At 40.6% G+C, this 23,797-nt stretch carries 22 protein-coding genes and 1 pseudogene; 17 read left to right on the top strand and 6 right to left on the bottom strand.

Annotated features, from left to right (window positions below):
• The 6 genes from BP896_RS06120 to thiE form a co-directional block, all read left to right on the top strand.
• On the top strand, positions 1–292 hold a 292-nt coding region (locus BP896_RS06120), incomplete at its 5' end, for a hypothetical protein (RefSeq protein WP_291766754.1).
• A 789-nt stretch (positions 293–1,081) separates the two neighbouring features.
• Positions 1,082–2,293 (top strand): redox-regulated ATPase YchF, encoded by a 1,212-nt coding sequence (locus tag BP896_RS06115; protein WP_291766752.1) that lies wholly within the window; start codon positions 1,082–1,084, stop codon positions 2,291–2,293.
• Positions 2,294–2,457: 164 nt separating this feature from the next.
• Positions 2,458–3,504: an asparagine synthetase A gene (locus BP896_RS06110; protein ID WP_291766750.1), complete on the top strand. Its 1,047-nt coding sequence runs from the start codon at positions 2,458–2,460 to the stop codon at positions 3,502–3,504.
• Between the two features lie 8 nt (positions 3,505–3,512).
• Positions 3,513–4,904, top strand: a complete 1,392-nt coding sequence (locus BP896_RS06105; RefSeq protein WP_291766748.1) for a glutamate synthase-related protein — start codon at positions 3,513–3,515, stop codon at positions 4,902–4,904.
• Between the two features lie 79 nt (positions 4,905–4,983).
• Complete coding sequence (thiM, locus tag BP896_RS06100) at positions 4,984–5,784, top strand: hydroxyethylthiazole kinase (protein WP_291766747.1); 801 nt, start codon at positions 4,984–4,986, stop codon at positions 5,782–5,784.
• A complete protein-coding gene (thiE, locus tag BP896_RS06095) occupies positions 5,781–6,398 on the top strand; it encodes a thiamine phosphate synthase (protein WP_291766745.1) in 618 nt (205 codons plus the stop codon). Before thiM ends, thiE begins: the two co-directional genes overlap by 4 nt.
• 204 nt (positions 6,399–6,602) lie before the next feature.
• Here thiE and BP896_RS06090 read toward each other — a convergent pair.
• Positions 6,603–6,755, bottom strand: a pseudogene (locus BP896_RS06090) (ferritin family protein); the annotation flags it as partial.
• A gap of 206 nt (positions 6,756–6,961) precedes the next feature.
• Between BP896_RS06090 and BP896_RS06085 the strand changes: the two are divergent.
• Positions 6,962–7,951 (top strand): hypothetical protein, encoded by a 990-nt coding sequence (locus tag BP896_RS06085; protein ID WP_291766743.1) that lies wholly within the window; start codon positions 6,962–6,964, stop codon positions 7,949–7,951.
• Here BP896_RS06085 and BP896_RS06080 read toward each other — a convergent pair.
• The 3 genes from BP896_RS06080 to BP896_RS06070 form a co-directional block, all read right to left on the bottom strand.
• On the bottom strand, positions 7,944–8,735 hold the full coding sequence (locus BP896_RS06080; protein ID WP_291766741.1) for a nucleotidyltransferase family protein: 792 nt from the start codon (positions 8,733–8,735) through the stop codon (positions 7,944–7,946). The two genes, BP896_RS06085 and BP896_RS06080, sit on opposite strands and share 8 nt — an antisense overlap.
• A gap of 160 nt (positions 8,736–8,895) precedes the next feature.
• Positions 8,896–9,135, bottom strand: a complete 240-nt coding sequence (locus BP896_RS06075; protein ID WP_291766740.1) for a hypothetical protein — start codon at positions 9,133–9,135, stop codon at positions 8,896–8,898.
• 192 nt (positions 9,136–9,327) lie between these two features.
• Positions 9,328–10,185 carry an SDR family NAD(P)-dependent oxidoreductase gene (locus BP896_RS06070; RefSeq protein WP_291766739.1) on the bottom strand — a complete coding sequence of 286 codons (858 nt, stop codon included), beginning with the start codon at positions 10,183–10,185 and terminating at the stop codon, positions 9,328–9,330.
• Between the two features lie 254 nt (positions 10,186–10,439).
• On the opposite strand from BP896_RS06070, the gene BP896_RS06065 reads away from it, so the two are divergent.
• Positions 10,440–11,456: a hypothetical protein gene (locus BP896_RS06065; protein WP_291766738.1), complete on the top strand. Its 1,017-nt coding sequence runs from the start codon at positions 10,440–10,442 to the stop codon at positions 11,454–11,456.
• 4 nt (positions 11,457–11,460) lie between these two features.
• On the opposite strand, the gene BP896_RS06060 is transcribed toward BP896_RS06065, so the two are convergent.
• Entirely contained in the window at positions 11,461–11,733 is a 273-nt protein-coding gene (locus BP896_RS06060) for a hypothetical protein (RefSeq protein WP_291766737.1), read from the bottom strand.
• A gap of 350 nt (positions 11,734–12,083) precedes the next feature.
• On the opposite strand from BP896_RS06060, the gene BP896_RS06055 reads away from it, so the two are divergent.
• Together BP896_RS06055 and BP896_RS06050 are read left to right on the top strand one after the other, a co-directional pair.
• Entirely contained in the window at positions 12,084–13,166 is a 1,083-nt protein-coding gene (locus BP896_RS06055; RefSeq protein ID WP_291766735.1) for an AAA family ATPase, read from the top strand.
• A 146-nt stretch (positions 13,167–13,312) separates the two neighbouring features.
• Positions 13,313–14,191 carry a thioredoxin domain-containing protein gene (locus BP896_RS06050; protein ID WP_291766733.1) on the top strand — a complete coding sequence of 293 codons (879 nt, stop codon included), beginning with the start codon at positions 13,313–13,315 and terminating at the stop codon, positions 14,189–14,191.
• Positions 14,192–14,222: 31 nt separating this feature from the next.
• Here the strand turns inward: BP896_RS06050 and BP896_RS06045 are convergent, their stop codons facing one another.
• Complete coding sequence (locus BP896_RS06045) at positions 14,223–15,902, bottom strand: MFS transporter (RefSeq protein ID WP_291766731.1); 1,680 nt, start codon at positions 15,900–15,902, stop codon at positions 14,223–14,225.
• 276 nt (positions 15,903–16,178) lie between these two features.
• On the opposite strand from BP896_RS06045, the gene BP896_RS06040 reads away from it, so the two are divergent.
• The 7 genes from BP896_RS06040 to BP896_RS06010 all read left to right on the top strand — a co-directional run.
• Positions 16,179–17,603, top strand: coding sequence for a VWA domain-containing protein (locus tag BP896_RS06040; protein WP_291766730.1), 1,425 nt, complete (start codon positions 16,179–16,181; stop codon positions 17,601–17,603).
• Positions 17,604–17,686: 83 nt separating this feature from the next.
• Positions 17,687–19,147 (top strand): ATP-binding protein, encoded by a 1,461-nt coding sequence (locus BP896_RS06035; protein ID WP_291766728.1) that lies wholly within the window; start codon positions 17,687–17,689, stop codon positions 19,145–19,147.
• A gap of 1 nt (position 19,148) precedes the next feature.
• Entirely contained in the window at positions 19,149–20,336 is a 1,188-nt protein-coding gene (locus tag BP896_RS06030; protein WP_291766726.1) for a DNA double-strand break repair nuclease NurA, read from the top strand.
• Between the two features lie 183 nt (positions 20,337–20,519).
• Complete coding sequence (locus BP896_RS06025; RefSeq protein WP_291766724.1) at positions 20,520–20,945, top strand: hypothetical protein; 426 nt, start codon at positions 20,520–20,522, stop codon at positions 20,943–20,945.
• Positions 20,946–20,984: 39 nt separating this feature from the next.
• Positions 20,985–21,392 (top strand): thioredoxin, encoded by a 408-nt coding sequence (trxA, locus tag BP896_RS06020; protein ID WP_291766722.1) that lies wholly within the window; start codon positions 20,985–20,987, stop codon positions 21,390–21,392.
• Positions 21,393–21,401: 9 nt separating this feature from the next.
• Positions 21,402–22,049, top strand: a complete 648-nt coding sequence (locus BP896_RS06015; RefSeq protein WP_291766720.1) for a hypothetical protein — start codon at positions 21,402–21,404, stop codon at positions 22,047–22,049.
• A gap of 91 nt (positions 22,050–22,140) precedes the next feature.
• Positions 22,141–23,797: aldehyde ferredoxin oxidoreductase family protein (locus BP896_RS06010; RefSeq protein WP_291766718.1), on the top strand; the 1,657-nt coding region annotated here is incomplete at its 3' end.

Here is a 23,797-nt window from a genome sequence, read left to right as displayed (position 1 = left end):
GGTAAAGAGGAGTAGGGTAATGATTATTCATGAATTACTGAAGGCTCTTGAGTACGTTAATTCATCATCAAAGGGTAATGTAGTGTACATAAGCTATAGACGCATAGTAGGCATTATACAGCACCGTAGGAAGTTAAGCAATGAAGATAAGTCAATGATTAAGAGCATACTTAACAGTATAATTATTGATGTTAACGCAAGGAAGATTGATAAAAATAAGCACATTTACGCAGTGGATAAAGAGACCTTATCATTAATGATCATGAGGCTTAAGGAAACCCTAAGTGAATAAGCGTAATGAAGATGAAATGCTTAAGCAATCGCCTCCCTCACTTAAGGTAACCATACGGAAAAGCTAAGGCTGAGTAAGTGATAGAAAAGGGCACCAAACCTCTAAGCTTGCTGAAGTGTAATCATTAGAAGCTCAAGCTAAGAATATGCAAGAATTAGGAGCCTCAGAAGAACTTGCCAAAGAGAGAAGGGGGTTATTTAAGAATTGTTAGTGTTGGTAATTGTTGAGGAACCAGCTGAATCCTTTTTAATAGGAGTCTTTTTGTATTTGATTGCGTTGAAAGGATGCTCCCTCATACTGATGTGGGCTATGCCGCTGGGGTCAAAGGAACCCCATGACCCGCTCGCCATTAAGCCGGTGGCTGAGGGCTAAACCTAAAAATGAAAGTGTAGGGGCAAACGGTAGTAAGTTCAGTGTGGATATGTGGAGTTACCGTAAGCTTGCTCATGCTATTGAATTGAAGGCTTAGGAATACGGTATGAGGTTGTGTGAGGCTGCGGAGTATAATAGCCTAAACTATGTGCTTATCATTGTGTTGAAGTTAAGCGTGAATCCAGAGGGGTAATAGCGTATCCATTAGGGCATAGGTTACACAGTGACTTAAACAATGCATTAAAAATGTGAAAAACCGCCATAATATATCGTAATCAATAACACAGAGTAACACCCATAAAAGGAGTTTAACCTCAAGAATCCACACCTAAGGTAAGGAGGGTCAGGATTATTCAGCTAGCTAAGTTAATGCTAATCAGCAGCAAAGCTTAATTAAACCTAAAACCATACTTAATAGTGCTCACTCAAACACATGTGCAGGTTGGTATTGTTGGGAAGCCTAATGCTGGGAAGTCCACTTTCTTCGCAGCATCAACCTTAATTGATGTTAAGATTGCGCCATACCCATTCACAACAATTGAACCAAACGTGGGTGTGGGTTACGTTACAATACCATGCGTCTGCAGGGACCTTGGAGTTAAGGATAATCCAAGGAATTCAATATGTATGGATGGGACTAGGCTAATTCCAGTGGAGTTAATTGATGTAGCAGGCCTAGTGCCTGGTGCTTGGCAGGGTAGGGGCCTTGGTAATCAATTCCTAGACCACCTCAGGAGGGCGCCTGTACTGATTCATGTTGTTGACGCTTCAGGTGGTACTGATGAGGAGGGTAGGATTGTTAAACCTGGTACTCATGATCCCTTGCTTGATGTTAAGTTTCTTGAGAATGAGATTGATATGTGGCTGCTTCAGATAGTTAAGAAGGAGTGGGATAAGGTGGTTAGGCAGGTGGAGTACTCTAAGCAGAAGATTGAGGATGTACTCTACAGCATGTTAAGTGGACTAGGTATAACCAGGGCCATTATTGAGGAGGCGTTAACTCAATTATCATTAATTAATAAGCAACCACACCTATGGAGTGAGGAGGCTATTATGGGTTTTGTAAGGTATGTTAGGGCTATTGGTAAGCCCATGGTTATTGCCGCCAATAAGGCTGATATACCTGAGGCTGAGGATAACATAAGGAGGATGGTTAAGGAGCTTAAAGGATATAAGGTAATACCAACCAGTGCCGACGCTGAGTTAGCATTAAGGAGGGCTGCAAATAAGGGTTTAATAAAGTATATTCCTGGGGATCAGGACTTCACAATAGTAAGTAATCTAACGCCTGAGCAGGTTAAGGCTCTTGAGAGGATTAGGTTAATTATGAGGAAGTGGGGTGGGACTGGTGTCGTTAAGGCTCTTAACACCGCTGTATTTAATGTATTAGGCATGATAGCCGTCTACCCAGTGGCCGATGAGAAGAGGCTAACTGATACCGAGGGCAGGGTCCTACCTGACGTATACCTACTCCCTAGGAACGCCACTGTACTTGACTTAGCATCAGCAATACACAGTGATATTGCTAAGAAGGCTATGTTCGCCATAGATGCTTTAAGCGGTAGGAGAATTGGACTTAATGAGAGGCTTCAGCATAGGTCTATTGTCAGAATTGTGGTTGCTAGGTAGGTGTATTAATTATAGGGCTAAGTGACTAAAATTGACCGTGGTAATGCGATGAATGTTCCGCCTATTACTTGAAGTACTAGGCTAGTTGATTGTTAATTCAAGTTAATATATTGTTAAATTGATGATAAGATGTATAAGTAGCCTACGGTAATGGGCGTGAAAGTATGAGTAAGGTTCACCCGGCTGTGCTTGAGTTTGAGAAGATGGTTAAGGATAGGGAATCGTACTTAAAGTTCATTGATGAGTGGGTTAAGTACTCTTGGAAATGGGCTAGGGAGAGTAAGTATGTTACAGTCTTCAAGATACAGGCCTCCATACTTCATGCAATTCGAGAGTACTTAGATTCCCAAGGCTTCACTGAGGTTCTACCACCAATAATAGGTCCAGTGACTGACCCAGGAATTAGGGGAGCTAAGCAAGCCACTGTGGATTTTTACGGGCATGAGTATAAGGTAATGTCAAGCGCAATACTGTATAAGCAGTATATGGCTGCAGTACTTGGTAAAATATACTTTGTTTCACCTAACATTAGGTTTGAGCCCAATGATAGTGTATTCACTGGTAGGCACCTTGTTGAATTCTTCCAAGTTGACTTAGAGATACTTAACGGTACACTTGATGATGCAATGAATGTTGCTGAGGGTTTATTCATGTACGTCACTAGGTATGTTAGGGATGTTCATGGTAAGGACCTTGAGAAAATGGGGAGGGAACTACCGCACTATAAGACTCCCTTCACCCGCTACACCCATGCTGAAGCCGTGGAGCTTGTCAACAAGCTTGGCTGCAGTAACCCAAGGAACACTGAGATACTTTGGGAATGTGAGAAGGTACTTTCCGCCCACCACGATAGCCCACTCTTCATATACGAGTACCCCAAGGGATCCAGGGGGTTCTATAATAGGGAGGATCCAAGTAAGCCCGGTTACCTAAGGGATTTCGACATGCTTTACCCAGAGGGCTTCGGTGAGGCTATTTCAGGTGGTGAACGTGAGTATGAGCCTATTAAGGTCATTAGTAGGATTAGGGAAGCTGGGGAGGATCCAAATAAGTATAGGTGGTTTCTTGAGATGCTTAAGGACTTTTACCCATTAAAGACAGCTGGCTTCGGTATAGGTGTTGAGAGGTTAACCAGGTATATTTGTGGCCTTAGGGCTGTTTGGGAAGCTAGGCCATACCCTAAGGTAGCGGGTATAGGACCAGCACCATAGGTGGTTTAATGCTTGAGTGGCTTGCATTAAAGGCTAGTGAACTTGCCCTCAGGATTAAGGCTGGCTTAATAATGCTTAGGGGTATTAATGACTTCATTAATGATTATCCACTGGATGAGATACTGCTTAAGGCAGTTAAAGGTAAGGAAGGTGTTTACCCATTTGGTGAATTAGCATCATATGGGGCAGCAATACTGGGGTCACCTATTAATCGAAGGTCAAACCCAAGGTTCCTAACCATAGATGACTTAATCCTGGTTCCACCAGCCTTCACCCCGAAGAGGCTTGAGAAAATGGCTGAATTACTTAGGGAACCCGTGTTCACTGACGTTAATCTTGAGGTCAACATAGGTGGTTTGAGGTCGTCCATGCCCCTTGCGGTGGCATCAATGGGGTCAACCGACATAGCCAGTAGGTACAGTATAGTGATTGCTAAGGCAGCCGCGAAGGAGGGTATTCCATATGGTATTGGGGAAAACGTGCACACTGTTAGGGGGTATGATAAGAGGTTGACTCATGGCCACCCAAGCTTCAAGGAGAGGGTTATGGCGTATTTAACTAATATTGATAAGTACGGTGGCGTTTTCATCCAGCAGAACGTTGAGGATGCTTATGATGAGCATTGGAATAAAGTGTATAGTGATAAGGATCTTGAACCATACATTAATGAAGGTAGGGTTGCATTTGAAATTAAGATTGGTCAAGGAGCCAAGCCAGGCTTAGGTGGAGTAATAAGAATGAAGAGGGAAGAGGCCATTAAGGTTAAGGAGAAGTACCACTTCCTAGAGGATCCTGAGAAAACAAGCAGGAAGGAGGTTGAGAGGTATTCGGTGCCAGGAACCTATACTGCAGATATATTGAGGGGGATGATTAGGTTAATGAGGACAAGTTACCCAAGAGCCAAGGTGTGGGTTAAGGTCGGCCCCTACAGGGATGTGCTGGATGTCATTAAGGTTTCATATGAGGAGGGTGCTGACGCTGTGATAATTGACGGTAAAGAGGGTGGGACAGGTATGGCTCCCTCAGTGGCCATGAAGGAGTTAGGCTACCCAACCATAGTGGGTTTAATTAAGATTAGGAGGGCTAGGTTAATGGGTATTGATGATAAGATTAGCCTAATGCTTGCAGGTAGGTTATTTAATGGTGCGCATATAGCTAAGTCAAGGGCATTAGGGGCAACCGCCATTTACGCTGGTAGGCCATTCATAGTGGCAGCCATGGCTAAGGGTGAGGTGGGTGTTAGGAACTTTATTGAAGCCACCCGAGTAGAGGCGCAGATGGTTGTTTCCGCATTAGGTAAGTATGATGTTAAGGATCTGGCTCCTGAGGATGTGGCTTCACTTAATAGGGATCTGGCATCAGCCCTAGGTATACCTTACGTTTACTCAAGTGAGTACTAGGGTTCTTTAACTATAATTAATTTATTGAATGTTAATAACCTGAGAATGATTTAAAAAGAGAGAAGTTAAGAACCCATTAATGTGGCTGAGTGGCGAGTTCCCAAGGGACTTGAAAATCCTTAGGGATAAGAAGCCGCTGGTGCATCACTTCATGAACTTCGTTGCAATGAATGATGCCGCTAACGTCACCCTAGCCATAGGTGCCTCACCAATAATGGCTCATGCCAAGGAGGAGGTTGAGGAATTAGCCAGCAAGGCTAATGTATTATACATAAACATAGGTACATTAGATGAATATTGGGTTGAATCAATGATAATTGCAGGTAAGGCCGCCAGTAGAAATAATGTACCAATCCTCCTAGACCCAGTGGGCGCTGGAGCTACTAGGTATAGGACTGAGGTTGTTAAACGCATATTAAATGAGGCTGAGGTATCGGTGGTTAAGGGCAATGGAGGTGAAATGCTAGCCCTAGCAGGTGTGGCAGGTGGTGTTAAGGGGGTTGATTCAATAGCCAATGCAACAATGGACGTAGCGGTTAAGATTGCTGAGGAATATAATGTAACCGCAGTGGTTACTGGGCCATGGGATTATGTATCAGATGGTAAGAGGAGGATCATTGTTAAGAATGGTACGCCATTACTTCAATACGTAACTGGTTCAGGCTGCATGGTTGGTTCAGTTATAGCTAGCTTCATGGCTATTAACAGGGACTTCGTTAAGGCATCAGTGGAGGGGTTAGTAGCCTTTGAGATTGCTGCCGAGAAGGCTGAGGCTAAGAGTAAGGCACCTGGCACATTTAAGCAGTATTTAATTGACGAGTTATTTAATTTAACCGGTGACGATTACGTAAGGATGGCTAAGGTTGAGGTGATTCAGTGAAGTTACCTAGGGGCATATACGGTATAACCGATGATTCGTATAACGTTAAGAGCCATGTGGATGCGGCTAAAGTATTCCTAGAGGGTGGCGTGAGGATAATTCAATATAGGCGTAAGGAGGGTAGCATAAGGCAGATGCTTAATGAGGCTAAGGAGATTAGGAAGCTATGTAGCCAATACGGGGCAGTGATGATAGTTGATGATAGGGTTGACATAGCCATACTCTCAGATGCTGATGGCGTCCACGTAGGTCTAGAAGATGCACCAGTAGATGAGGTTAAAAGGAGGTTTAGTGGAATTATAATTGGGGCAAGTGCAAGCACTATCGATGAGGCTAAGGAGGGGGAGAGGGCTGGTGCAGATTACTTGGGTGCTGGCTCCATATTTCCAAGCCCCACTAAACCAGACTATAGGATACTTGGACTTGAGGGGTTAAGGAAGGTTACCCAAGTAGTGAGCATACCAGTCTACGCAATAGGCGGTATAACCCTAGAATCCATACCAGCCATAAAAGCCACCGGAGCCTGGGGTGCTGCAGTTATTTCAGGAATATTAGCAGCAAAGGATCCGTTGGAAATGGCTAAGAGGTTTGTTAAGGCTTGGGATGAAGCCTAATAACTTAACCCCATGTTAAGTGGCAGTCTTAATAATACTCCTTAGCACTAGGTTAATTAATGCTTAATTCAACAAGCCCCTTCTCTAATTACCCTAGCTCGTTTGCAATTTTATGAGGATTAGGTATACTTAATTCTTGGTTACTTCAGGGAAAGTTAAATTAAGGATGAGTACTCTAAAAATTTGATTAATTGATTGTGCATTTTAATGGTGAATCTCAACCTTAGCAACAGTCTCAAGCCATTCAGCAACCTCTAGGAATCCCTCCTCCCTAGCAACCTTAGCGAAGGCTGGATACATTTGAGTCCACTCGTATGTTTCACCATATATTGATGCCTTCAAAGCATCCTCAATGGTATNNTATAGCAATCCTCTGAGGCGTCACTTTCAATCCTCTACTTCGTAGAAGGTTAACTAAATCTTCACTCATTCACCGTAATTCTTAATAGGAGATATAAATGTTTCTACCTGAGAATATTTTCCACATAGGTATTAGCTTAAATAACCTACTCCAATTAACTTAAAGTGAGTTATGCTCTTAAAGGGTAGTGTTAATCATCAATGTGCTTAACGCAGTTAATGATAATGTTTACTCAATACTTGTTGGAGTACAGAGGTTTAGCCTACTTTACGCGACATTATATATACCATTAGCCTTCAGGGAATCAACATACCTATGGGTTTCACTGGGTTACGCATCATTAGCCATTGGTGGTTTCATAGGTTACTTGTTTGGGTTCAAGAAATGGTTCATAATACCCATGGTTATATTATCAGTGTTAACCCTACCCTTTAAGCAGGCATTAGTACCATTGCTTGCCTTCTTAGGTGCGCTTCACTCAGTAATAGTACCAAACGCCTACTCGCTTTTCGGTAATCGTGGGGTTGCTAAATCCTACACTGCATCATCGGTGGCTTATCTGGTATCCGGCTTAGTAATTTACTTTACGAAAACACCGATACCATTACTGGTGACGGTATTATTAACCCTACTCCCCTCCATTAACCGTGAGGCTAAGGAGGTTACTAGGTACATGGTTAAGTTCATAATTAACCTAGACTTCTTAAGCATCATACCGTACACAATAGCCACATTCATAGTGGGTGGGTTATATACAGTCTACTTATCAACAATACCGAACTTCGGTGATTACGGGAGGCTAATCCTAGCCTTATCCGCAGGTCTAATGGGTGTGCTTAGGTGGGTTTCAGATAGGTACGTTGATAATGCGCTATGGGTGAGTATTGCATTAACTGGCGTAGCCTTCGTAATCTACACCATTTACCCAAGTATCGTCACTGCATTAATCTTCATTGCACCCTACTCACTTGTTTACCCACTGGTAACTATGACTGCTGGGAGAGGGAGTAAGGATCCCGTTACCAGCATTAACGCTGCCTTCGCGGGGACCTCAACAGGTGAGTCAATTATGCCATTCTTCTTCCACTACAATAAGTACCTGGTCCTAGCCCTCTCAGCAATACTAGTTATTCTACCCTTATCGACTAGGCTACAGCAGGAGGGGAGGAGGTTAAGTATTATGGCTAGGTGATCTCAAGTAGGTCCCTATTACGTACAATCTCGTGGACTAAACTATACTCACTTGGTGTACCTATACTAAACCAAGTCTTTGGCCCCACTTCCATGGCTATTACCCTGGCTTTACCCTGCACCATTAACTTAATTGCATCAGTGAATTCAATGATTGGCCTATCCTCATCTTCAATTTTCATTAAGGCTTCGGTTAAGGTACTATATTTAAATAAGTATACTGCGGTTAAGGCTAGGTTTGACTTAGGTGCCTTAGGCTTCTCCTCAACCTCAGTAACCCTGTAGAGGCCTGGCTTCTCCTCAACAAACCCCTGCAGTACACCGTACCTGCTTGGGTCATTAACCCTCCTAACGAAGACTAAGCCATCAACATCATTAGTGGTGGCGAATTTAATGGCATTCATTAATATTGAACTTTCATTAATCATAAAGCCATCATCGGAGTGCACTATAACCCAGTCAATATTATTAAGGCACCCTAACCCCCTATATACAGCGTCACCAAAACCCCTTGGTTCATCTTGAACAATGAAATTCACGTTAAATGCCCCCCAAAGTGCCTTAGTGTACTTAACTATTGCTTCATCATCGCTCCTCCTCGTTATGCATATTTTACTGCAGCCAACCTTAACCAGGGTTGTTATTATTAAGTCAAGCATGGGCCTTATGTGGGTTACACCATTTATCTTAATAACAAGGGGGAGTAAAGCCTTTGGGAAAACCAACGTCCAGGGGCCATCCCTAGTACCTAACCCTGCAGCCGTAACTACAGCACCAATATTCATTCAGAAAACCATTAACCTAACCAAAATATAAACTGCACTCACCACAGGTGAGTGTATTCGCCTGCATCTAATACCTAGTAATTTCTAATTCACTTATATTATTGCCGGTAGAGGAAATCATATTACAGTATGTTGAATTAAACATTATAGGGCTTCATACTCACCTTGAACGTTGGCGCCCTCCCTTTATTAATTCATCAACATAAATGTTTAGTGCCGCGAAAACCACAGTTAGCACTGATATCACCATTACTGCAAGTATTATGGGGCTCATGTTAGCACCATAGTGATAGCCATTGGTTAATAGCATTATAAACCAGGCTAGGAAGCCTACCATGGCTCCAGCATACACTACATTGTAGTACTTAGTTACGGATACTATCACCTTAAGGTAATCCATACTTAACTCATGGATCGCAATCTTTTAAACATTACTCACTAAGGTTAAATTAAACATGCCTAGGATTCTAGTGGCATTATTGAGGACTTAACTTAAATTGTTTGACTTTAATAATCCTAGTACAGTATTGAAATAATTTCCATTGAATTGAATGCGGTTACCGCTTTAATAGTAATATGTATTATTGCGTAATTATGCTTGAATCAATTGCCTTGCAGCATCTTGTATTTGCCTAAGTAACCTTTCCCAGCCACCATATATTGTCCAGCCGCCATCAACAACTATTAGTGATCCTGTTACATATGATGATAGTTCTGAAGCTAGGAAAGCCGCCACGTAGGCAACCTCCCTGGCATCACCATACCTACCCATGGGTACTCTACCTTCAATATCCTGCCTAGTGTACTCACCTTTAGCTATATTAACCTCCTGGGCGGATGACCATATGTAACCTGGGGCTATTGCATTAACCCTAATCCCTAATGGAGCCCACTCCACTGCTAAAACCCTGGTTAACCCAACTAAACCAGCCTTAGCTGCTGCGTATGCTGCGCGCTTGGGTAAGGCTACTATTGGGCCAACCATGGAAGCTATGTTAACTATGGATCCCTTAACCTTCTTAGCTACCATGGTTCTGGCAACTAGTTGAGACATGTAGAAGGCGCTAAATAAGTCTATTCTAAGTGTCCTCTCCCAATCATCAACACTTAGGTTGAGGCTATCGCGGATCATGTTTATGCCAGCATTATTAACGAGCACATCTATCCTACCGTATTTATTCACAGTTTCATTAACTATTTTTTCGCAATCATCATACTTACTGACATCACCGGTTACACCGATTACCTCACCATCACTAATCTCATCACTAAGCTTCTTCACTATTAATTGAACCTCCTCTGCATTTCTAGCATTAACCACTACCCTAGAGCCCATTTCCTTAAACAACTTAACTATCTCGTAGCCAATCCCCCTAGTGGATCCAGTAACAATCACCACCTTACCCTTTAAGTCTGGGAAGGCTGCCTTATACTGTGTTTCGTCGCCCATAAGTACCTTCCATGAATTGAAGCTAATAAGCTTTGCACCGTATACATAAGGAGCATTAATCATGTGTGGTGTACTTTTATCAATATAATTACACGTAAGTGTAGTTGGTATTCAGTATTCGTAACAGATATTTCCTTAAAGCATTTATCATTATTCCATGAGGCATGGTAATAAGTATGCTTTTCAATTCATGTGGAGGCTTAACTACTGCTCATGTGAATAATACTTAAATTCACCGATAAGTAGCCAGGGTGATGAAGCAGTACATTTACGTTGCAGTAATAGTAGTAATTTTAGCGGTGGCAGTATTTTTCGCGTACATGTACCTTACTATGAAGGCTAGTTTAAGTTCAGTTAATTCAAGGTACAATAGCCTAATTGAATCCTTAACTAACCTTCAACTCATTAATAATAAGTATGGGCAATTACCTGTGATCAATGTTTCGGCAATTTACGCCACTGAGGATGGGTATGTTGTAGTGTTTACAATAAGTAACCCTGAGAATTATACCCAAGTATTATATGACTTAGACATAACAATGCTACCTTACTCCGCCCGTACGTATTACGTGGGTACTGTATCAATACCGCCCTTAAGCACCATAATCTATCCGGTGTTCGTTTACTTTAACAGTACCATATTGACGGTAAGCGCAATATATAACTATAACCAAGTGGCAGGTGGTTCTGAGTCAATTAGGAGTACTGTCATAGGGCCCGTGTACTATGCATTAAGTACATTACCTGGCTCCACAATAATGTTAAGCTACACCCTGATTAATGGGTCAATGCGCACTTACTCATACATGATTACTAACTTCACTACTCTTCAAAGCTCCATTTACGCCAGTGCCGCAGCCAGTGATTCATGGCCCTCTGAGGTGCTTTTAAGCTACTTGGCTCCATTACCCTTCTCCATAGTTGGTTATAGACTTATTGCACCAAATGGAACAGTAGTATTAGCATGCACTTCAATTTCAAAATCAACGTTCCCAAATGGAACCAGTGTTAACTATATACCTACCTCTATTGGCCAATTATATTTACCACTCTATAATGCATCAGCAATAACCACGATCCATTACTGGCTAGGTAGCTATTGGGATACATTTACGTATAACATTACAGCAGCATGCATGGGTTCTTTCATACTCTTCTCAATGCCTCTTATTCACTATCAACTGCAGGTAACTTATATTATCAATGGAACCCAGGAAAGTGTAGTAATCCCAATAATGTACGTGACAAAGTCAATGCTTATTTGGAGCTGAATCATTATTCACTATTATTTGCCTCATAAATCAACATCATGTATCTTAAATCCTCATTATTTACATTAGAGTTGGAGGTGTATAATGCAGTTAACCCCAATTCAGCTATTATTGACTTTAAGTTAATTAACTTAAGATTGTTAGTAAATGCTACAGTATGTACAGTAATCCTAGTGTTCACTAGGTTCATTAAAATATTCCAAATGAACCCTAGGTCAGGAATAAAGCTAGGTGCAAGGATTCTTTCAATTAGGCGAGCACATGATAAGCACCTCATCCTTATTATAACGCTATAGGGGTTAATAAATTTTATTCAATATATAGTCCTACTATTTATTATTAGAATTAGATTTTATCTGAATAATGTTCTTCCCATGTTTATTTTATATAATCAATACATTATGATGGGTATGAGGAATCTAATGCATGAACTAAGTTAAGCTAATTGCCGTTAGGGAAATTATTATTTGTTTTTATCCCTACTTTTTGATGATTACGATTTCCATGCTGTGCCTCTTAGGTTAGTCTTAGTAATACGCTAGGATACTTCCTCTATATTTTCTGGACGTTGAAGCATTAATAGCCGGTTGTGTTAATGTTTTAAACCGAGTCTAGGCGGCACCATTAATGTTAATTAAGGCGTGTGTAAGCAACTTCAAGGCTATTAGAGACGCGTGCGTGGAATTCAGTAGGGGATTAAATGTAATTGTTGGGCCCCCCTCCAGTGGTAAGTCGTCATTACTTGAGGCAATCACGCTCATAATGCAGTCAAGGGGTGAGGATGTATTAATTATTGAGGGTAGGTTATTAATGATACATGATGTGGTTGATGCATTAAGGAACTTGGACACCAGTAGCAGGGTGGCTGTTAGCCTAAAGTTCAGTATTGATGATCAAATTTCAAGCTTCCTGAAGGATACTGGCGTTAATGTTAATTCAGGAAGCATAACCTACAGTTACAGTTTTATTCATTCTTCAGGTAATGTTGAGCAGGAGGTTTGGCTTAATGATAACCTTTTAGCCGCCTTCGGTAGGGTTAATGATAAGAATCTAATTCTTAAGCCTGAAATCCTTGACTTATGCATAACCCCCTACCACGTTATGCATGAGGATGCCTTAGAAACATGCAGTGACCCACCTGATTCAGTTAAGGCGGCTAAGGCCGTCTTATTCTCATTAAGGCAAGGGTTAAGGGATAGGTTCTTCTTCATAGGGGAGAATAGGTTAGCATGGTGGAAGAGAACCTTTGAAACAACAGTTGACTTACTACCCGACTACTCAGTTGGTGGTGATGCACAGTACACTGTCCACCAATTATCGAGAATGCTTACTGTACCAAGCTATAGAGAGCAAGTTAAGGAGATTTTAAGTGAAATGAAGGTGCTAAATATTGAGGATATAACAGCAGGCTTCATAGCACCAAATAGGTTAATGGGCTTCATAAAGGCTAAGGGATCATGGGGGATACTATATAATGCTGGATTAGGGGTAAGGTCAATACTACCGTTCATTATTCAACTGGTCCTAGCCCCCAGGGGTTCCACCATAATAATTGATGGAGTGGACATAGGGCTTAATGAGGAATTACTGGAAAACATACTAAGCACGGTAAGTAAATACGCTGAAACTAAGGATCTTCAAGTAATAGCCTCAAGTAGGCTAAGGCCAAGGGTAAATAATGCGAGTGTAATCGAGTTAAATAACTCATAATTGGTGCTTTACCTCACAACCCACTGGGGTGGTGAACCATATGTGCTTCAATACTTTCATCTACATTAATGTTATGAACTAAGTAATCACTTTTAATAATGAGTTCGGAATAAAATTTATTTAGCCTTATTAATTAGGGTACGTTAATGAACAACAAGGTAATAATCATAATAGTAGCAGTGGTGGTTGCCGCAGTGGCGATAGTATTAGTGACATCAGCATTAGGCATAATACCCTTAAGTATTCCTGGATTAAGCTTCAGTAAGTCTCTGCCCAGCAACGGTTTTGTTTACGTAATTGGCGCCTACCCTAATGTCCCCACCTTGGTCCGTGATGTTGTCTATGGTAATCCAATACATGGCTTAGGTAGTAGCGAGGGTATTGGTTCGTTAACACCCAGCGCGGTTGAGTACATTTCGAAGCTTATTAAAAACGGTAATGATTATATTATTACCTACGGTAATCCTAAGGCCCCAGTCTGGCTACTTGAATTCCTAGACCCAGTCTGCCCATACTGCACAATATTTGATGTCTATAACTTCAGTCAAATAGCACCATTAATTAAAAGTGGGCGAGTTTACTATATTGTAGTCTACTTCCCAACCCATGCATTAGGTTACTATCAGGCTTACGAACAGCAGCCCAATGCAACGGTACTTCTTCAGGCATTTAATGATAGTGTTGCCTTATGGCTACAGTGGAAGTGCGTTAATAGTATTAACGCTACGCAGACGCTGAATGCAATAAATGAAACATATATCGCTGACCTCATGTATGGTTTAATTCCATACGTTGAGTACAATAATCAAGCATACTTAATTTATTATCCAATATTCTCCTACAACCTACTTAATAGTACATACTATCCAGAATGCAAGGTGACGTTAAATCCATTGCAGGCTGTAAACATAACTAATAATGCATTAAGTCAAGTTAATAATATAATACCATTGCTTATACCGAAGAATCTTCAGAGTAATGTCGGGACGCCGATGTTTATAATAATGAGAAATCCCGGGAATTAACTTTAATTTAATAATGCTTAAGCATTAAAAACTAAGCCATATAGGCTTCTTCCCCCTTAGCCTCTTCGTATACATACCTACCTCCCCTCATATATGAGAGTACTGCCCCTATTGCCACTAGTACTATGGATATGTATAAGGAGATCCTTAACCCCATCATAAATGGTGGTCCAAGTACGTTTGGTAGGAATGTGCTTGAATCCAGCACCTTCATTATGCTTGACGGTAGGTTAACTGTTAGGTTACTTGGTAATACTGATGCTGGGTCAACCCCCAGGAATGCTGCGAAGAGTAGGCTTGATGCAGGTACCTTTGAGAGGGAGGATGCTATGTCTGCGGGTAAGCCATAGCTTAACGCCATTTCATGGATTCTAGTGGGTACATATTGAGAGAAGATGCTCATTGCTATTGAGAAGAACATTGCCATACTTATCGTGGAACCCACGTTACTGAAGGTTTGCCTCATACCATTACCAGCACCCCTGTCCCTAGGATGCAGTGCATTCATTATTGACGTTGTGTTGGGGGAACTGAATAATCCATTGCCAAGGCCATTTAGGAACAGTATTAATTCAAATGATGTTAAGTTAAAATTATAGGGCAGGAGGGTGAGTAGGTAAAGTGATACCGCAACTATTATCATGCCTACTGTAGCTACTATCCTGGCGCCATACTTATCAGTTAAGGCACCCCCTATTGGTGCCATTACTACCGTTCCAATGAGCATTGAAAGCATGTATATGCCTGCCCAAAATGGTGTTTCTACGTAACTGAAGCCGTGTAATGGTAGGTATATGCCCTGAAGCCAGATTGTTAATAGAAACATTAAGGCACCCCTTGCCAGTGATGATAGGAATAGCGCCATTATACCGTAGGTGAATGGCCTTACTTTAAATAATGATAAATTAAAGAGAGGTGACTCCTGCTTAAGCTCTATTGGTATGAAGGCAATCAGCATAATTACCCCAATTATGAATGATGCTACTACGTATGGGTTTAACCACCCCATTTCAGAGTTACCGTAAGGCATTAATGCGTATGTGAAGCCAAGGGATATTAATACTAGGCCCACCGCTAGGGTTATGTTACCCCAGTAATCAATCTTCACTTTAACACCACTACTGCCCACTCTCCTTAACTTAAATATTGACCATAATGCTCCAGCCACTGCGAACGGTACATTAACTAGGAATAGTAGGTGCCAATCGTAGTTTGATAATAAGCCACCAAGTATTATGCCTAGAAATGAACCTACTATGAAGGCTGCTTGATTCAACCCCAATGCCTTACCCCTCTCACCTGGTGGGAATGCATCGGTTAATAATGCGGTACTATTCACCATTAGGAAGCCACCACCTACAGCTTGAATCATCCTGAATATTATAAGTAGCAATGCACCTAAATTCCCTGAGTTACTTGGTATTACTGAAAGTAGAATGGAGGCTATTGTGAATATTATGAAGCCAATTGTATAGAGCCTAGTCCTACCATATAGGTCTGAGATTCTTCCAAAGGTTACGAGAATGCTCGCTAACACTATGCTATATCCCATTAATACCCAAAGCAAGTAATCAAACTCTCCAGGTAAGAATGGGTTAATGTTTAACCCTCTGAATATCGTCGGTAGGGAGATGAGGACTATATACATATTTATCGACGACATTATAACTCCGAGGGTCGTATTAGTTAACACAACCCACTTATACTCCATTAAGGTCCAGTAATATTATGCAGTAGGCGGATCCTTAAAAAAGTTAACTGTACCGTGTTTGTAAAAGAAAGCTATTGCATTATGTAGTTTATCATATAAATCCTGTAGTTGATAATTAATTGGCTGAAAAATATGTTAAATATAAGTTAGCTGGGTTTTAAAGCCCTACCCCTTAATACTAATTCACCATTATTAGCCCAGGTTTAAAGCAATTCATCATACCTTAAAAGGTAAAGCTTTAGGTACGGTTTATAAACTGGCCTACGTATTAATCAAGTGGAGGAGAATGATATTGAAAGGTTCATATCAATGGTACTGAGTAGGGTTTACCAATATCTAGTTAACCACCAGGATGTTGTAAGCCCAGGTTCAGTTAGGAGTTATGAATATGCGCTTAGGGACATTATGGCTAATATACTCATTAGTGGTGGTGGGGATATTGAGGATAAGCTAATTAGGGTTGGTATTGAGAATCTTTACACATCAGTTAATGTTAGTAATAATGCAGATAAGCGTAAAATCCTTGAGGAGGCGTTTAGGTATGCGTTATCCCTACTCAATGATGTTCATAGGCGTAATGAGGATGAAATAAATAGTGAAGAGAATGGATTAATTAGAGGTAATGTGGGTAAGTCACAATTAAGCCCCAGTAATGATAATAAGGATAGTGGTACTGGGCAATTAATTAATCAGGAATTAGGTACAGGTGATGAGTCAAGTGATGATATGGCTAATGTCATATATGATGTGTTTTACGGTAGTGTAGGCACAATGAATTTCATTAACTTAGCTCAATTACTTAACATGTTCGTGAACCCAATGGCCCACATTACTGAGAAAGTTAAGGTACTTAGGAGGTTGGTGAAATACTTAGCCAGTTATGGTTTACTTCCACGCCAAGGTAAGGGTGGTTCAAGGGTCTTTAAGGCTCTTGATAATGTGGCCCGTGAACCCGCTATAGGTAATGCACTTAAGGTCTCTAGGTTCACTGAGCATTCCAATTACCCAACATACATAACAGGGATTAGGGAGTATAGGATTGGTGACCCAGCCTATAGAATTGACTTGGATAAGACTTCAATGAATATGGTTAGGAAGGTATTCCTCAATAAGCCAATGAGTACGAGGGATATTGTTGTTAGGGAGTATGCTGATGTTAAGTTAACGGATATTGTACTCTGCCTCGATACATCAGGAAGCATGAAGGAGTTCAGTGGGGTTTACATGAAGATGGATATAGCCAAGGAGGCTATTGTAAAGTACATAAGGTACTTATCTAAGTCTAATGATAGGTTATCAATGGTGCTGTTCAATTTTAGGGCTGACATACTATGGGGGCCTCATCTAGTTAAGAAGTATATTAATGAAATGGAGGAGATGAGCAGGTACATTTACCCAGGTGGAGGTACAAACATAGCTAACGCGCTTGAGAAGGCTAGGATTATTCTAAGTAAGTCCAATTACCCCAATAAACACACCATATGTATTACTGATGGTAGGACTGTTAACGCAAGTAACTGCATTAAGGAGGCTGTGAAGTTGAGGCGCATGGGTGTAACCTTATCAACCGTGGCCGTGGGTGATAATAGTGACTTTGACTTACTCATGAAGTTATCTAAAATCGGTAATGGCTTATTCATAAAGATAAACGACATATCAAGCCTAGATAAGGCGCTCATTATGGATAAGTTGGGCCTATAGTTCACTAAAACTTTAAATTAAGCTTTAGTGAATCCAACCTACTCACTAAGTTTATATGTCTCACACGGGCAGTAACCGTGCTTATGCTTATGGATAACTTACTGCGCAAATGTTGCGTGGAGGTTGGTATAGTGGCCAGTGGATCCACCACTGTTTACGCGCCTATTCAATTCTACAAAAGGGCTGAGGGTTACGCTGTTGAGGAGCAGTTAGCGGTGATTAAGGATGATGCCATTCAAGAGGGTTTATTCTTCGGTGTAATAAGGAGGGTTACTAAGCTTGAGCCAATAGTTAAGGATAGGGTTAGGACACCATTCATAGATAGGCCGGAGATAATGGATCCATCATTATTAATGCCCTACACGTCCGCAATAGTTAGGTTTTACGGCATGCTTAATATTCATAGGAATACGATGGATGAAGTAACTCAAGTTGTTACACCTGGTTCTAAGGTTTACGTGATTAAGGATGGTTCATTCCTAGGCAATTTCATTAAAGCTAACGGTAAAGTAATCATTGGTTCACATAAGTATAGTGGGTGGGAAATACCACTTGATCCAACATATGTTCAATACCATATTGGTGTTTTTGGGGCGACTGGAATGGGTAAGTCAAGGCTCATTAGAGGCTTAATTGATGAACTAATTAAAAGCGGATTCAAAATAATTGTATTTGACCACAGTGGCGTGGATTACACAACATACTATAAGGATTACACAGTAGGGTCTAAGGCTATATCAATAAGCCCACCAACAATAGCCTCAGTCCTAGCATCAAAGGCTAGGTTACCTTGGCAAAGCTACGGTGAATACCTTGATGTTGCCGTATTAACGTATGTGATGGGTGATAATGATAAAGGAGGCTTAATGAATAGGAAGATTGAGAAGTGGAATAAGCAGGAATTCCTAAGGCACCTTAGGCAAAGCATGAGTAAAATGAGTGCCAGGGAAGCGACAGTCCATAAGGCAAGCCTCTTCATAGATTACTTCGTTGATGATGAATTCTTCGAGGAGTTGAATAAGAGATCAGTGAAGCCTGGAGATGTGGTTAGGAATTCCCTTGAACGTGGATTAACGGTAATTGACATGAGCCAGGACACTGACCTTGTTGTTAAACAAGCCATTGTTGCTGATGTTATAAGTGAAGCATGGGACATGGTTAAGCGTGGTGAAATCAACGTACCAGCTAGATTAGTTTTCATAATTGATGAAGCCCAGAACTACGTACCTGAAGACTCCTGGACAATATGTAAGGATCCGATAGAAACAACATCAAGGGAAGGTAGAAAATGGGGGCTCAGCCTAATACTCGCTAGCCAAAGGATGGCTAGGGACATTGCCGCTAACGTTAGGGCTAACATTGGTACAGTGTTTTTCAGTAGGTTACCAACGCAGGGTGATTTAAGGGAATTAGGTGGTTACATGGATTTAGCTGATGTTAATGACTCAGTATTAACGCAGTTAAGCGTTAGGGAATTCTTCGTGACGGGTTTAATGAATCCATTACGGAAGCCTCTGTTAATTAAGGTTAAGGAGGTGAGGTGAATTGTTTGATAATGAAGACCTCACAATAGACCTCTGGATGGATCCACCCCTGCTTAATGCATTGTTCGAGGACGCTAGAAGTATTGCCAATAAGCTTAACCTAGCCTCAGTCATGAGTGAGGTTAATGAACTTAAGGCTAAGATCTCAAGCAAGGTAGGTTCAATACCCAATATCAATGGAAGCAGGTACTTTGCATATGCCATAGATTCAAGCTTCCCTCCATCACCGCTTGAGTTAGTTGGAGGTGTCTTAACGGTAATAGCCTATGGTTACGTTGGTCAAGTTGGTGGTAAGTCAGATAGATACGTTACAGGCGATATAATTTACGAGGACACTAGTGAGATTAGTAGGTCAATTGAAATATTATCTAAGATAAGGGAGAGGGAAATGGTGATTAAGCTGCTTAAGGATAAGTTACAAGGTAGGAAGAACCTAGACTTAGTAATACTTGATGGGGAAATATACGTTCACCCACTGCCGTATAATTTACCAGCTTATGAAGGTGTTAGGAGGAGGGTTGAGGACGTCTTAGAGAAGATGCTTAACCTTGCTGAAAAATCCAGGACAACTATAATTGGTGTTGTTAAGAGGGTTAGGTCAAGGTACTTTTCCATTTACACTGGCCGCTGCCTATCAACTAATGATAAACTCATGGCTAGTCTACTCTTGAATAAGGGCGAGTACATTAACTTAGGTAATTACGGTAATTTATTGCCCCAGTGGCTTCAAGTCAATTACATGGATTGTGAAATTAAGAGGGGTATGAGTAGGGAGGAGGCTGAACGTAGACTTAATGAGGGTATTGAGAATTTGAAGAGGGTCTTCAATGGGGATGGAGGAAGATTAAGTGGAATACCTAAGATAGCTGATACTGAGCTTATATTCTATAAGGCCCCAATAACGGCGGTTGCAACTAAACTAGAGGTACTTGACCTAGGTGGATTAAGTGTACCTAACCTGGTTGGATACTTATCATCACAAACAACCAATACAGGTTACCCATATTTACTTGACTTAGTGGATACGTATGTTAGAGTTGATTCACGATTACTTGACTACGTTAAATCACTCCTAACTAGGTATGCTGGATTGAATGTAAGTAATGATAATGTTAAGGAATTAATTAATACTCTTCTTCAATTAACAAACCCCCAGAAGGCTTACCTTTATAGGCAAATGGAAGGTTAATAATTATAAAAATTATGGATTTCCTAATCCAGCGAATTAAATTTTAAAGCCCAGCGTCCTAATGAATTATATGATGATAAATGCCTATAATGCGCCTGGGTCAGGGTCACAGTATTACTACTGTACTGCACATTATGGTTTACTGGGAAGGGTTAGGATGCATCTATATAGTAGGTGAGTGCAGTGCGTAATGCATTAACCTGGATACTGATAATAGCAGTAATAATCCTAGTAATCACGTTAACTATAGTTTATGTACTTGCTTATAAACATAGTAGTGAATGCGCTAGGCTTACTAATGCCCTTGAGTTCACCATGCTTAGGGTTATAAGTGCATTAAATTATAGTGAACCGTATTATGGATGCGTTGGTGGCTGTACCTCAAGATTCTATGATGCTTACCAATTGCTTAAGAATAATGCCACAGTGTTAATTAATGAACTAGCTAAGGCTAAGTGCAGTGGCGTTAACTTAAGTCAGTTAAGTAAGTATATTAATTATGCATTAGGTAACTTAACTGAGTATAATTCAGCTAATCCACTTAGTGGGATTAATAAAGCATTGAATAACACAGCGGCTGCATATAGGTTATTAAGGGGTAGTAATTGACTGAAAAAGGCTTATTAAACGTTAGGCATAGGGTGACCCATGGCTAATGATGCCAGCAAGGACCCTGAATTAGATAAGCTGCTTGAAAGAAAGGCTAAAGAGATTGCTAAGGGGGTGAAAAACACGGGTAATGTGGTGGAGTTGAATCATAGTAATTTTAATGACTTCATTAAGACTCATGATGTTGCTGTTGTTGACTTCTGGGCCACCTGGTGCGCCCCCTGCTTCATGCTTGAGCCAATAATAAAGAGGTTAGCTGTGGAAATGCCTAATGTAGGCTTCGGTAGGCTTAATACTGAGGAGGAACCTGAAATTGCCGCTAAGTACTATGTAATGAGCCTACCGACGGTAATGATTTTTAAAAATGGTGATCCAGTTGATCAAGTAGTAGGTGTAGTGCCTAAGAAGATTCTTCAAGATAGGATTAAGGCTTACCTCAATGACTAGGTGAGTTAAATGTATCCTATACTTCTTGGGATAAACGGTATTAGTTATGGCAGCTTCACAGAATGTGAACTTAATGTATTACCAAGGCTCATGAATATTGTTGATAGGGGTGTGGTTGAGAATAAGAAGCCTCAATACCCTGATAAATCATGGTGGACTATATTGAACATGGAGCCCACTAACAATACCCCAAGTGACCCTTCCCTAGCGCCTTTAGTTAAATTAACAAGAGCAGCCTTAATTAACATACCAGTGGTTAATCCAACATATGGCTTATATAGTATTAAGCTTGACCAAGGCACATCATATGAGGAGGAGGTTAATAATGTTATAGGCGCTTTAATTAAAACAGCAGCTAAGGCACCTGTCATAGCAGCCATAACAGCCCCAGATAGGTTCCTGCATAATAATCAGTCGATTAAATGCAATGTTTATTCAGTAATTGATGAAGCTATTGGCTCCTTAATTAATGGTGGTGTTTCAGCATTCATACTTTTTTCACCTTATGGTGAACCAGTGGGGCCAAATGAGGGTGATCATGAGGAATATGGAATATACATAGCTACCATAAGTAGGCCAAGGCACTATGATACGGTTAAGCTGTATGAAATAGGAATGTTGTTTAGGGATCTTGTTGAATCAACATTGGGTGTTTAGTTTAAAATCTAAGTCATGTAATACTTCACGATATTAATTACATTGGGAAGATATATAAGACTCATATATAATAAATTTTTATATGAGTAACATGAATCAAATTATTGAAAATAATCTAATGAGTCTAATACAAAAGGAAATGACAAGCACCCCTATTTATGGCTATACCGGGAAGATACTAAGGATTAATTTATCAAATGAGGGTACTCATGTTGAGGAATTAACGCAGGACGTTGCATTAAAATGGTTAGGAGGAAGAGGGCTGGGGGTTTACTTCTTTCTTAGAGAAGTTAACCCTAAAACCCACCCCCTATCTGAGGGAAATAAAGTAATATTAGCCACCGGTCCATTAACTGGAATTAATGGATCCCCCACTCCTGGAAGAATAACTATTATTTCTAAATCACCTCTAAATGATAGATTAACGTACTCATCAGTAGGCGGGCAATTTGGGCCTCTCCTCAAGTTCATGGGTTTTGATGCGCTTATAATTGAAGGGAGACTTAGTAAACCATCATACCTGGTACTCAAGGATGGGAGAGTTTACTTTAAGGACGCATTGAATATTTGGGGTAAGGATGTAATGGAAGCGCATGATTCAATATTGGGTGATTTACGTAAAGAACACGGTATTGATGAAGAATATGTATCAATAGCGTTAATTGGTCCTGCGGGGGAAAATCTGGTTAAGTATTCCTCAATAATGTTTGATAAGCATCATGCAGCTGGTAGGATGGGGTTTGGCGCGGTTTTAGGCTATAAGAGGGTTAAGGCAATAGTAGTTATTGATTCTAAAAATAGGGAGATTAAGGTATATAATAAGGATCAATTTAGGGTTAGTGCAATCAATGTAATAAGAAGAATGAAAACTAACCCAATCATAAGGGACTTAACGAATCTAGGTACACTAGGAACTTTAGCCACTAGAGTTAACAAGTTTAAAGCAATACCAGCCTTCAATTTAAGTAAACGCATAGACCTAAACGTTAACCAATTTATAAATGAATGGAAGGAAAGAATTGATGCAAAGGAATCCCGCAGAGCATACTGCTATGGATGCCAAATATGCTGTCATAAGTGTGTTAAATCTAAGTCAATTGAATATAATGCCCCAGAGTACTATGGTGGATTAGTATCATTAGGAACTTACATTGGGGTAACCGACCTAGACTTCATAATATATGCAAAGAATTTATGTGATGAATTAGGATTAGATGCAATATCAACAGGCCAAACCATAGCTACATTAATAGAATTAGTGATGGATGGTAAAATCAATTATGATGTAAAGTATGGTGAAGGAGATGCAGTGATCAAGTTAATTAAAATGATAGCGCGTAGAGAAGGCATTGGCAATGAATTAGCCGAAGGTGCCCAGTACCTTGCAGGAAAACATAGTAAGCCAGATGCAGCAGTTACGAATAAACGCTTAGAGGTGAGTCTCTGTAATCTAAGTGAAGCAGAAGGATACATGTTAGCATTGGCAACATCAAATAGAGGGGATGTTAACCAAGTATACCTTAAAGGCGAAGTCCTTTCAGAGAAACCTACATTAATAAATAATGTTGATGCAATTGTAGACTACGCTATACGTACTCAAAACTTGATGGCGATACTTGACTCATGCGTAATATGCGCCTTCTCAGGTTATGTAGTTAACTTTAATGATTTAAGTGAATTACTTACAGCCGTAACTGGCCTGGACTTCAATGAATCACGCTTAATTGAAATAAGTGAGAGAATTTACA

Source organism: Caldivirga sp. UBA161 (genome assembly GCF_002506515.1).
In the GTDB taxonomy this organism is placed as follows: Archaea; Thermoproteota; Thermoprotei; order Thermoproteales; family Thermocladiaceae; genus Caldivirga.
The sequence above is the reverse complement of the archived record's forward strand: the minus strand, read 5'-3'. Positions and strand labels throughout refer to the sequence as shown.

Coding starts and splice junctions, on each gene's coding strand:
- BP896_RS06110 (WP_291766750.1), top strand. CDS start 2,458: ATGAGTAAGGTTCACCCGGCTGTGCTTGAGTTTGAGAAGATGGTTAAG.
- BP896_RS06080 (WP_291766741.1), bottom strand. CDS start 8,735: ATGAATATTGGTGCTGTAGTTACGGCTGCAGGGTTAGGTACTAGGGAT.
- trxA (WP_291766722.1), top strand. CDS start 20,985: ATGGCTAATGATGCCAGCAAGGACCCTGAATTAGATAAGCTGCTTGAA.
- BP896_RS06065 (WP_291766738.1), top strand. CDS start 10,440: ATGAAGCAGTACATTTACGTTGCAGTAATAGTAGTAATTTTAGCGGTG.
- BP896_RS06060 (WP_291766737.1), bottom strand. CDS start 11,733: ATGAGGTGCTTATCATGTGCTCGCCTAATTGAAAGAATCCTTGCACCT.
- BP896_RS06015 (WP_291766720.1), top strand. CDS start 21,402: ATGTATCCTATACTTCTTGGGATAAACGGTATTAGTTATGGCAGCTTC.
- BP896_RS06050 (WP_291766733.1), top strand. CDS start 13,313: ATGAACAACAAGGTAATAATCATAATAGTAGCAGTGGTGGTTGCCGCA.
- BP896_RS06075 (WP_291766740.1), bottom strand. CDS start 9,135: ATGGATTACCTTAAGGTGATAGTATCCGTAACTAAGTACTACAATGTA.
- BP896_RS06045 (WP_291766731.1), bottom strand. CDS start 15,902: ATGGAGTATAAGTGGGTTGTGTTAACTAATACGACCCTCGGAGTTATA.
- BP896_RS06035 (WP_291766728.1), top strand. CDS start 17,687: ATGCTTATGGATAACTTACTGCGCAAATGTTGCGTGGAGGTTGGTATA.
- BP896_RS06105 (WP_291766748.1), top strand. CDS start 3,513: ATGCTTGAGTGGCTTGCATTAAAGGCTAGTGAACTTGCCCTCAGGATT.
- BP896_RS06055 (WP_291766735.1), top strand. CDS start 12,084: ATGTTAATTAAGGCGTGTGTAAGCAACTTCAAGGCTATTAGAGACGCG.
- BP896_RS06070 (WP_291766739.1), bottom strand. CDS start 10,185: ATGGGCGACGAAACACAGTATAAGGCAGCCTTCCCAGACTTAAAGGGT.
- thiM (WP_291766747.1), top strand. CDS start 4,984: ATGTGGCTGAGTGGCGAGTTCCCAAGGGACTTGAAAATCCTTAGGGAT.